Consider the following 4,619-nt stretch of genomic DNA (forward strand, 5'->3'; position numbering starts at 1 on the left):
AACAAACAAAGAACCAATACCTTCTTTGTCATTAGCTACTGTGTAATGCTGATTGTTTTTTGTTTCATAAACGTCCAATTTGTTTTTTGATACATCTATGCCTACAAATTCAGTGTATAAGACTTTTGGCATTTTGTGCCTCCTTTTAATTTGGTATTAGCTTCTTGCTTTCAATTGTTCACATGCTGCAAACTAAAGTTTGCGCATCAGCAACCTCATCAAGCTTTTACCCTCGTGGTGTTGGAGATCCTGATAAAAACGGGCTCTTTGCCCCTTCCTCGCTCGATCTTCCAACACCCTTATACACTTTATTATACTTGTTTTTTAAGGAACAATTCCTCGCAAGGACGTCGCTGGCGCAACTTAAAGCGATTTGACTATAGAGTTCCTATAGGATCTTTATCTTCCCAAGGATAGAATATTGACGGATCACCGTATGACGGATCATCGTAACCAAAATTATCTTGAGATTTGCCACTAAACGGCATGTTTGTTTTCAACCCAAATTTAAAGGAAATGTCTTGATCTGGTTTTGCGGAATTTATAATTTTCCATGCTATGCCAAGATGCCAACAATGCGAATCTCTATAAAGTCTAATCTCATGATCATTCAAGCGTATACCAGAAAAATTTACTGGCAATATAGTTCTTATGTTATAATCCAACCTCCACTTTGGAGTAAGCCAAACGCCAAAACCAAAAACATTTTTTATCTCATCATTTTTGTAAGTCTTACCAGTATCATCATCATAATTTTGATAAATAATTGTGAAGTTGACAAACGCCTTTTTTAGCTCTCCAACTTTTAAATCCAAAAGAAAAGAACCCAATTTAAACGGTCTCATAAGTTGCGATTCTTTTGCCATCACTGTGATAAAATCCTTAGGGATCCATGTCAATTCCGTGGTAAGAGGCAAGTACTGTGGGTTCGGTTTTGATCTACTACGCAACATACTATATTTGATTTTATTTTCGACTGTGATATTTTCTCTAAGATACATAATATTTCTTAAAGTGACATCGTTAGATTCTATGCCATAATCGTCTGCAGGATAATCAATATTCAATAAACAATTGGGCTTAGTTCTTCTCTGATACGCATAATTGACATTCCAATACATCCAATTAGTAGCTCTAAATCTTAAATTTAACGCGCCATGGTATTGCGTAAAAAACTTTTTTTTATTTTTATGATTCTTATCCCAATCATACCAGTTTTCAGTCACGACTAAAGTTGGGTTTAGCGTAAGTCCTTTGCGTAATATATAACTTTTAGTTAAAACATAACCGAGTTTGACTGTCCTCCTGTAAAAATAATTCTCGCTACTATGTTGCGCATAATGATTACGGAATTCAAAACGCGGATGATGATATATGTCCATAAAAGTTTTTCTTGGCCAAAGATTCCATCGAATACATGGAAGCTCTTCGTATACTGTTCTATGACCACCATACCTCTTGTCATTATTTGAGATATGTTCTGAGAATATCGTTAAATTTGCTCTGCTTCCCTGCATTACTACAGATCCACTACACCCTGAATGCTTGGTCTTAGAATTAAGAGACAAAGGTCTGAGTCCATCACCAGAAGGATAGTCATGCAAACCATTAACATCCTGAAAATCTCCGAATGCCCTTATAGTCCACAAATCATTCAATTTATAGACACACATTGGTATTAATGTCCATTTCTTTTTTTTGGCTACCAAGTCATCATTCCAATATCCATAAACGCCTGCTCTGATTTTATTTGTTGATACCCTAATTTTTCCACCATATCCCTCACCTCGTTTGCCTAAATAATCATACTTGATATCACCGTCAATAGTCTTGCCAAAAGAAAACAAAACAATGTTTTTTAAAGACAGTCCTCCGGACCATGTGTAGCCCGGTTCAACTTTAAGTTCTAAATTTAAGCCAAATCCCTTGTCTGGCTCAAGTGACTTTGTAACAACAGGAAGATAAAATATCGGAATTTTGCCAGCATATAGAACAGCGTTATAAATAGTAACTCTTTTGTTTAGTACAAGTTTGCCGTATTTTGATCTGAAGCAAGTGTGAGGATCATCACAGTCGCATGTCGAAAATTTGACATTTTTCATCTCAAATGTATCCTTGCCTTGCCTTTTCATAGATTTTGCGCGCATAAACACCGCAGAAGAACGCGTAAAAGTTTCTTTTATATCGCCCGTTTCATCATCATAATTATACGAAACGCTATCTGCGTACACTGTACTGCCGTTTTCTTCAACTTTGACATTACCGCATGCGGTCATAATTTTTTTATCGCTAGCCAACTCAACGTAATCGGCATATACTTTTTTATCTTCCCAATTTAAGACAACATTACCTTTTGCATTAATTCTTCCGCAATTTTCAACATACTCTAAACTATCCGCGGCAATATCCATCTCACCAGCAAATACGTTTGATGTTATAAAAAACGCAAGTATAAAAATAATAAAAATTTCTATTGATTTCCTCATTGATACTATTGTTTAGGCAGCATAGCTGCTCCAACAACTCCAAGTTATATTATTTAATCTTACAAGCTTTACATCCGTTTTAAATGCTCCTATCTCAACAGCAACCCTTATGTACGTGCCACCCATATCACACAACACCTAAATATAAATCCTTAGACATTTTCAAACTCCTTGGTTTTTACTATAGCCAAACGACTATATATTGATATGTATCAATAATATACGGTATGCTATTATGGCTTACTGTATAATCGTTAAAACTTCCCCCGCAAGATAAAGAGAACCTATTACTATCGCTGTTTCTCCGGTATTTATCATACTTAACGCGCTTTTTACTGAATCCACAGAGTAAATTTTATTTTTAATAATATACTTTGAAAACTCTGTTTTTAAAACATCGGGACTCGCAGCTCTATCATTATGTATTTTTGGCAATATTATTTTTTTAGCAAAAGGGGATATTTTTTCTACTATAACTTTATATTTTTTTTCTTTCATTACAGCAAAAATAAAAGTCCTTTTCTTCTTTGAAAAGCCTAACTGTTTAAACGTTTTAAGAAACGCATTAAAACCTTGAACATTGTGCGCGCCATCTATAATAATTTCAAAACTTTCATCGCCAAAATTAACTTTTCTAACATCGAAACGTCCCGACCAAACAGTATTTCTTAATCCCATCCTTATATTGGTTTCATCTAAAGCATACTCTTTTTTGCTTAGAAGATCCACAACGCAAACGGCAACAGACGCATTCGCGACCTGATGTTCGCCTAAAAGATTTATTTCTATATTTTTTAATTTTATATTTTCGCTTGTGTAATCAAAATTTTGTCCAAGTATAGACGATTTATTAATCAAAGCTTTAAAATCCTTTCCATACAAATACGAAGTTTTTACTTTATTTTTCACAACAGCAATGGCTGCTTTTGGCAATCCTCCACAAACAACATAAGCACTTTTTTTGATTATTCCCACTTTTTCAAAGGCTATTCTCTCAATTGTATTGCCTAATATTTCTTGATGTTCTTTTGCGACAGAAGTTATAACACAAACTAGTGGATTTTTTATAATATTAGTTGCGTCAAACCGCCCACCAAGACCCGTCTCGATTACGGCAACATCAACTTTCTGCTCTACAAAATATATAAAAGCTATCGCTGTTAAATATTCGAAACAAGAAAGTCCACATTTTACAGCTTTATCTAAATACTTATGCGACAAATTATAAAAAACTCTAGAGGGTATGTTCTCACCGCTAATTTTAATTCTTTCTTTAACATCAATCAAATGAGGAGAAGTATATAACGCAGTTTTATATCCGCCTGCTTTTAAAATTTCAGATATGAAAGCTGCTGTTGATCCCTTCCCGTTAGTACCCGCTATATGTATCACTTTTATTGTATCATGCGGGTTTCCCATGCCTTCAAAAAATTTCTTTATTCTTGAAAGACCTGGAGTCATATTTTTATATTCTTTTAGGCTTTCAAAAAATATCATTTTTAGAGAAAAATTTTAAAAATTTGGCAAGTACATCACTCATATATTTTCTTTCGACAACAATATCAACCATACCATGTTTTTTCAAAAATTCTGCAAGTTGAAATCCTTCAGGAAGCTGCTGCCTGATTGTTTCTTCAATGACTCTAGGACCCGCAAAACCTATTAAAGCTTTAGGTTCTACTATATTTACATCGCCAAGCATTGCATAACTTGCAGCAACGCCGCCCGTTGTGGGATCCGTCAAAACAGAAATATATGCAAGTCCGTTATCAGCAAGCTTTGCAAGAGCTGCGCTAGTCTTGCCCATCTGCATAAGAGACACTATGCCCTCCTGCATTCTCGCTCCTCCAGAAGCAGAAATGATAATTACAGAGCATTTTTTCTTCAAAGCTCTTTCCACAGCCCGCACTATTTTCTCGCCAACTACAGATCCCATACTTCCGCCCATAAACGAAAAATCCATAGCGGCAACAGCTTCCTGAAGGATTTCAACTTGCAGAATTTTTGAAAAAACATTGTATGGTTGATATTGTTGTCGAAAGAAAATATATGAGTGATGTACTTGCCAAATTTTTAAAATTTTTCTCTATGATATTTTTTGATTGAAAGCCTAAAAGAATATAAAAATATGAC

2 protein-coding genes and 1 pseudogene are annotated in these 4,619 nt (G+C 34.8%); all 3 read right to left on the reverse strand.

Annotation, left to right across the window (positions count from 1 at the left end; genetic code table 11):
• Window positions 1-377: 377 nt before the first annotated feature.
• The gene (locus LE180_RS06305) at window positions 378-2,486 is read right to left on the reverse strand and encodes a hypothetical protein (protein WP_374134606.1); all 2,109 of its coding nucleotides are present in this window, start codon (window positions 2,484-2,486) and stop codon (window positions 378-380) included.
• A gap of 240 nt (window positions 2,487-2,726) precedes the next feature.
• Window positions 2,727-3,983 (reverse strand): folylpolyglutamate synthase/dihydrofolate synthase family protein, encoded by a 1,257-nt coding sequence (locus LE180_RS06310; protein ID WP_374134607.1) that lies wholly within the window; start codon window positions 3,981-3,983, stop codon window positions 2,727-2,729.
• A pseudogene (locus tag LE180_RS06315) lies at window positions 3,970-4,458 on the reverse strand (acetyl-CoA carboxylase carboxyltransferase subunit beta); the annotation flags it as partial. The pseudogene LE180_RS06315 and the gene LE180_RS06310, both read right to left, overlap by 14 nt.
• Window positions 4,459-4,619 lie beyond the last annotated feature (161 nt).

The organism is Candidatus Endomicrobiellum pyrsonymphae, from assembly GCF_020328025.1.
Taxonomy (GTDB): domain Bacteria; phylum Elusimicrobiota; class Endomicrobiia; order Endomicrobiales; family Endomicrobiaceae; genus Endomicrobiellum; species Endomicrobiellum pyrsonymphae.

Excerpts from the sequence above, each read along its gene's own strand:
- LE180_RS06305 (WP_374134606.1), bottom strand. The coding sequence starts at position 2,486 with ATGAGGAAATCAATAGAAATTTTTATTATTTTTATACTTGCGTTTTTT.
- LE180_RS06310 (WP_374134607.1), bottom strand. The coding sequence starts at position 3,983 with ATGATATTTTTTGAAAGCCTAAAAGAATATAAAAATATGACTCCAGGT.